Origin of the sequence: Dietzia sp. HMSC21D01 (genome assembly GCF_001815995.1) — a bacterium.
Lineage (GTDB): Bacteria > Actinomycetota > Actinomycetes > Mycobacteriales > Mycobacteriaceae > Dietzia > Dietzia cinnamea.
The window spans coordinates 1-5746 of sequence record NZ_KV823972.1 but is presented as its reverse complement, the minus strand read 5'-3'; the positions used below and the strand labels follow the sequence as shown (position 1 = coordinate 5746).

Annotated in this window: 8 protein-coding genes and 1 pseudogene; 4 read left to right on the top strand and 5 right to left on the bottom strand. The window is 67.4% G+C overall.

Annotation, left to right across the window (positions count from 1 at the left end; translation table 11 throughout):
* From HMPREF3086_RS11225 to HMPREF3086_RS11215, 3 genes are all read left to right on the top strand, one after another.
* Window positions 1-806 (top strand): ABC transporter permease (locus HMPREF3086_RS11225; RefSeq protein WP_371441668.1); only part of this gene is annotated, 806 nt, incomplete at its 5' end.
* Between the two features lie 24 nt (window positions 807-830).
* Window positions 831-1562 carry an ABC transporter ATP-binding protein gene (locus HMPREF3086_RS11220; protein ID WP_070721921.1) on the top strand — a complete coding sequence of 244 codons (732 nt, stop codon included), beginning with the start codon at window positions 831-833 and terminating at the stop codon, window positions 1560-1562.
* Window positions 1559-2602, top strand: a complete 1044-nt coding sequence (locus HMPREF3086_RS11215) for an ABC transporter substrate-binding protein (protein WP_070721918.1) — start codon at window positions 1559-1561, stop codon at window positions 2600-2602. The genes HMPREF3086_RS11220 and HMPREF3086_RS11215 overlap by 4 nt, the downstream gene beginning before the upstream one ends.
* Before the next feature lie 20 nt (window positions 2603-2622).
* Here the strand turns inward: HMPREF3086_RS11215 and HMPREF3086_RS11210 are convergent, their stop codons facing one another.
* From HMPREF3086_RS11210 to HMPREF3086_RS18550, 5 genes are all read right to left on the bottom strand, one after another.
* Window positions 2623-3015, bottom strand: coding sequence for a DedA family protein (locus tag HMPREF3086_RS11210; protein WP_070721915.1), 393 nt, complete (start codon window positions 3013-3015; stop codon window positions 2623-2625).
* A gap of 45 nt (window positions 3016-3060) precedes the next feature.
* Window positions 3061-3369, bottom strand: coding sequence for an antibiotic biosynthesis monooxygenase family protein (locus HMPREF3086_RS11205; protein ID WP_070721913.1), 309 nt, complete (start codon window positions 3367-3369; stop codon window positions 3061-3063).
* A 57-nt stretch (window positions 3370-3426) separates the two neighbouring features.
* Entirely contained in the window at window positions 3427-3744 is a 318-nt protein-coding gene (locus HMPREF3086_RS11200; RefSeq protein ID WP_239550081.1) for a hypothetical protein, read from the bottom strand.
* Window positions 3745-3939: 195 nt separating this feature from the next.
* Window positions 3940-4341 carry a hypothetical protein gene (locus HMPREF3086_RS11195; RefSeq protein WP_070721909.1) on the bottom strand — a complete coding sequence of 134 codons (402 nt, stop codon included), beginning with the start codon at window positions 4339-4341 and terminating at the stop codon, window positions 3940-3942.
* A 165-nt stretch (window positions 4342-4506) separates the two neighbouring features.
* Window positions 4507-4800, bottom strand: coding sequence for a hypothetical protein (locus HMPREF3086_RS18550; protein ID WP_141764065.1), 294 nt, complete (start codon window positions 4798-4800; stop codon window positions 4507-4509).
* Window positions 4801-5018: 218 nt separating this feature from the next.
* Between HMPREF3086_RS18550 and HMPREF3086_RS11190 the strand changes: the two are divergent.
* Window positions 5019-5746 (top strand): annotated as a pseudogene (locus HMPREF3086_RS11190) (FtsK/SpoIIIE domain-containing protein); the annotation flags it as partial.

Here is a 5746-nt window from a genome sequence, read left to right as displayed (position 1 = left end):
CAGCCGCCGCCGACGCGCCGACGGCGCCGGGGCGGGGAAGGGGACGGCGACGACGAGGCCGGGGCGGGCTCTGGTGGCTGCGGTGGCTTAGCCCGATCCTGCTGATCGTGGTCTGGCAGATCGCCGGCGCCACCGGGATCCTTCCCGAGCGGATCCTGCCGGCGCCGCAGCTCATCGCGGAATCCGCGATCGAACTCCTGCGGTCGGGCGAGCTGGTGGACGCGCTGGCGGTCTCGAGCGTCCGGGTCGCGCAGGGGTTCGCCTTGGGGGCGGTCGCGGGCCTCGTCCTGGGCGTGATCGTGGGGACGTCCCGCTACGCGGACGCGATCCTCGACCCGCCGCTGCAGATGCTGCGCGCACTGCCCCACCTCGGGCTGATCCCGCTGTTCATCCTCTGGTTCGGCATCGGGGAGGCGCCCAAGGTACTGCTCATCGCCCTCGGCGTGGTCTTCCCGATCTACCTCAACACCGCCTCGGGCCTGCGTCAGATCGACCCGAAGCTGCGGGACATGGCCACGGTGTTCGGGTTCTCGCGGCGGCAGCGACTCACCGAGGTGATCCTGCCGTCGATCGCGCCGCAGGTCCTGGTGGGGGTCCGGCAGTCGCTGGCCATCGCCTGGCTCACCCTCATCGTCGCCGAGCAGCTCAACGCCACCACGGGCCTGGGCTACCTCATCATGAACGCCCGCGACTACTTCCGGATCGACGTGATCATCGTCGGCCTCGTCGTCTACGCACTGCTCGGAATCCTCACGGACGCACTCGTCCGCGTCGCCGAGGCCCGCGCGCTACGCCACTACCGCTGACCCTCCAGTCCCAGGAGCACGAACATGACCACGACACTCGCGCCCGCGGGGGCCCTGCGGGGCCTCACCAAGAGCTTCGGGGGCACCACCGTCCTCGACGGGCTGGACCTGGAGATCCCCCGCGGGGACATCGTCGCCCTGCTCGGGCGAAGCGGGAGCGGCAAGTCCACGGCGCTGCGCATCCTCGCCGGCCTGGACCGCGACTACGACGGGCAGGTGCTCATCGACGGCGCCCCGTCGGTTGTCTTCCAGGACGCACGGCTGCTGCCCTGGCGGACCGTCGCGGCGAACGTCCTGCACGGGCTAAACCGCGTGACGGTGGACCGGGGCGAGAAGGCCTCCAGGGTGTCGCGCATCCTCGACGAGGTCGGGCTCGGCGGCCGCGGGGACGCCTACCCCGGGCAGCTGTCCGGCGGGCAGGCGCAGCGGACGTCGCTGGCCCGCGCCCTCGTCGCCGAGCCGGAACTCCTGCTCCTCGACGAGCCCTTCGGCGCACTCGACGCGTTGACCCGCCGCACCATGCACAGATTGTTGCTGCGGTTGTGGGAGCACCACGGGTTCGGCGTTCTGCTGGTGACGCACGACGTCGACGAGGCCGTCGCCCTGGCCGACAGGGTCCACGTCCTGGACGGCGGGTCGGTCGCGCACACCGAGACGATCGACGACCCGCGCGGACGGGGAGCCACTGCTCACCACCGCCGTTCACTCCTCGACGCACTGGGCGTCGAGCACACAGAAGAGGACTACTCGATATGACCGTCATCTCCGGGACCCGGGGCCGTTCCGGCCTCCTCGTCGGGGTGTTCGCCCTGATCACGGCCGCCCTGCTGCTGGTGTCGGGGTGCGCGACCCGGGACTCCGAGGCCGCGGCGCCCGAGCCGGAGCGCGTGGACCTCGCCGACCTGTCGGACCTCGTGCTCAAGGTGGGGGACCAGAAGGGCGGCACCGAGGCGATCCTCACCGCCGCCGGGCAGCTCGAGGACCTGCCGTACGAGATCGAGTTCTCCACGTTCACCTCGGGGCCGCCGCAGGTCGAGGCCCTCAACGCGGGCCAGATCGACGTGGCGGTGACCGGTAACACCCCGCCGGTGTTCGGGGCGGCCGCCGGTGCCCGGGTGTCGATCGTCTCCGCGTACGCCAACGGCGGGGAGGGGGACCAGATCCTGGTCCGCCCGGACTCCGACGTCGGGTCGGTCGCCGATCTCGCGGGCCGCAAGGTGCTGGTCGCCAAGGGCACCTCCGCCCACGGCCACCTGCTGCTGCAGCTGCGGAAGGCGGGGGTGGACCCGGAGTCGGTAGAGCTGGTCTTCCTCCAGCCCGCCGAGGCGGGGTCGGCCTTCGCGCGCGGCGACGCCGACGCGTGGGCGATCTGGGACCCGTACACGGCGATCGCGCAGACGACCTCCGAGACGCGGACCCTCACAACCGCGGCCGAGGCCTCGAACGGGTTCTGGTTCGGTCTCGCCTCGCATGACGCGCTCGCCGATCCGCGTCGGCAGACGGCGATCGCGGACTTCCTCGTGCGTCTCGCGGAGGCGGGGACGTGGACCGCGGAGAACCCGGAGGAGTGGGCGCGGTTCTACGGCGAGGCCGTGGATCTGACGCCGGAGGCGGCGCAGCTGTCGCAGAGCCGCAGTACCCGCCGGCCGGTGGCGCTGGCCGACACGATCGCGCGAGAACAGGAACTCGCCGACGTGTTTACCGAGGACGGTCAGATCGAGCCGGTCGATGTCGCGGAACTCGCCGACGACCGGTTCGCGGAGGACCTGGCACCTGTGGTGGGCCCACTGCCCTGAACTGAGGAGAGCTGACCAGGTCAGGCGGCGATCCGGTCCCAGAGGGTCGCGATCGCCGCCCAGCCGACCACGCCGACGGTGGAGTAGAGCAGCGCCCAGAGTACACACCCCACGGTCACGGCCGGCAGGTAGCGACGTAGCGGCATGACGGTGAAGCCTGCGCTGAAATTGATCGCGGTCTGAATGCCGAACGTCAGGAACGACAGCGGCACTGCGACCACGCCGAAGCGAGCATAGAGCCGCTGGGCGCGCTTCATGGTGGGCCCGTCGAGGCGACGGGTGAGCCTGTCGCTGAGCCGAGCCCCCGTCAGCGCGCCCCGACCCAGCCAATACGTGGCGTTGGCGCGCAGCATCACGATCAGGAACAGGGTGCCGAAGGCCGGTGCGAACGGCAGTTCGGCGATCCGGTCCATGGGCGGGCAGCGATGCGGGGTGCGGTCAGGTCACGTCAGGTCTGGTCAGCCGGCGGGCTTGACGTCCATGACCACGTCGAACTCCAGCAGGCTCGCGCCGCCGGCGACAGGCTTGCCGTGCTGACCTGCGTGGGCCGCGCGGGCGTCGCCGTCGCGCCACGCCTCGAACGACGCGTCGTCCTCCCAGGTGGTTACCACGAAGTAGCGGGTCTCCCCGCCGGTCGGGCGCAGCAGCTGGAACCCGAGGAACCCCGGGGAGTTCTCGACGGTGTGCGCGCGCTCGGAGAACCGGCGCTCGAGCTCGGCGCCGGCCTGCGGCGGAACGTTGAGGGCGTTGATCTTCACGACGGCCATAAGGCAAGCCTATGCTTATCGATCGTGGGGCGGGATCTGGCCCTGGGGACACGCCGGTCAGGCACGCGAGAAGCGGTAGAAGTATTTGGTCACGTAGAGCTCGTCGACGATCGTGGTCACCATCAACACCAGGTCAGGTCCGTCGGTGAACATCACGTTGTCCATGTCGAGGTCGCTGTCTGAGTATTTGCTCACCCAGGTGCCGTCCACTAGTCGCTCCATGCGGAGGTAGGGCGCAACGCTGCTGACGATGCGTCCGTCCTGGTCCTCGATCGAGTCGAGAAGGACGCCCTGCTCCTTCTCGGCGGAGGTCCAGGGGACCTTGGCGCCACCTCGCATCGAGAAGTGGACCTCGCCGCCGGAGTCGGTGATCACGAGCGTTTCGCCACCGGCGGGAGAGAATGTGTCCGGGGTGTAGAGCGAACGGTCGCGAAAGATGATTGCGTAGCTGCCTGATCGGTGTCCGGCGTCCTGTTCAGAAAAGCCGGTCAATTCCCACCGGCCGAGCAGTGCTGTCGGGTCAGTCGTCTGGGGTGCGGGCATAGCCGAGTTCTCTCAGTGGGGGTCGGGTCAGGGGGTCAGCGCGGCGCGTAGCTCCATGGAGTTGTCATCGTTGAAGCGCCAGGCCTCGGCTTCGTCGCCGAGGTGGTAGGTCACGGTCGCAGTCCTCGCCTCGAGATCGCACTGGATGATCGCGGCAAGGGGTTCGCCCGGTTGGTCGTCTTGGTTGTCGAGCCAAGTGTTTTGGACGACTCCACGCAGAATTCGGGCAGTTCTAGGGTGTATGTCCCCGCGAATATCGCTTCGTTCAGGGCCGTATGCCGCCACAAGCATATTGATGGTATTTGCTTCGTAGAAGAGGATCATGGCTGCGTGGTCAGCAGGTTCTTCGGCAAGAAAGTATTGGTCGTTGGTGAGCTTGTCGACGAGCGCAGCGGTGGTCTCGTCATCGACGGTCAGCGTGATCGGCATCGTCCCCTCGATTCCTCCCTGCTCTCCCGGCAATTGGTTCGTTGCCTCGTTGAATCGGTGAGCCTTCATGGCGAACGCATCTGGCGATGTCGAAACTAGGCAGAAACTAGTGCTGAGTCGACATCTGCTATTTCTGCATTGAGGAGGCCCTAGTTATGATCACGCTTAGTCGGTACGCGCTTCAGGCGGATTGATTGAGGCCGGGCGCAGCTTTTCGCGAATCACGGAGATGTCGATAGCGTCCACGTCCCACTTGAGCGCGTCGCTACCGGTCAAGTAGTGTGCAGTAAGTACCGCATCGCCGTAGGCGTAGATGAATATTTCAGCAAACGGGAATTCTGGCACGGTCCCGATGTTGTTTCGCCAAATATCCTGAAATGCTTCGCTAGCCTCCTCTCGTGTCTTGATCTTAAGGTTCGCATTGATGCTAGATTCCCCAGCTCGGTAAAGGGAGCTCACCGTGGACACTATGGAATTAGCGTGATAGTTGAGAATGGAGTACCCCTCGAAGGGGCCTTTTCTGGTGGCATTCGGATCCGTCCACACCGCTCGAGAAAGGTCCATTCGCTGTTGGTCGGAGCTTGGAAAGCTGTAGATCATTTATCCTGTCCCATATGTTCTCTTATAGTCCTGGCCGTCGGTATTGATGAACTTCAGCGCTCGGTCGGGTTCGAACTCTAGACTTCAAGGGCGGCGCGACCTTCCTCGGCCTGGAGTCGCTGCCGCACGTCTCGGCGGTCATCACCAACCTCGAGGGCGAGTTCGACCTGGTGGACCGCATGAAGGACGCCCTGTACGGCGAGATGACCCGGCGCCAGGAGCTGCTGCGCGCGGCGGGCAACTTCGCCAACGTCGGCGACTACGAGCGGGCCCGCGCGGCCGGCGCGGCGCTGGACCCGCTGCCGGCCCTGTTCATCGTGGTCGACGAGTTCTCCGAGCTGCTCACGCAGAAGCCGGATTTCGCGGAGCTGTTCGTGGCGATCGGGCGGCTGGGCCGCTCGCTGCAGATGCACCTGCTGCTGGCCTCCCAGCGGCTGGAGGAGGGCAAGCTGCGCGGCCTCGACAGCCACCTGTCCTACCGGATCGGCCTCAAGACGTTCTCCTCGAGCGAGTCGCGCTCCGTGCTCGGCGTCGTCGACGCCTACCACCTGCCCGGCACGCCGGGCGCGGGCTACCTCAAGACCGATTCCGACGACCTCACGCGGTTCCACGCCGCGTACGTGTCGGGGCCGTACGAGCAGCCGGTGATCGACGACGACGACGACGAGCGCACCGGCCCGCGGCAGCGTGTCGTGGAGTTCACCTCGACCGGCGTCCCGCTGCCCGAACTCCCGGACTCGGAGCGGGACGCGTCGGACGCCGATCACGACGCCGCGGCACCGGCCTCCGCATCACCTCCGCGATC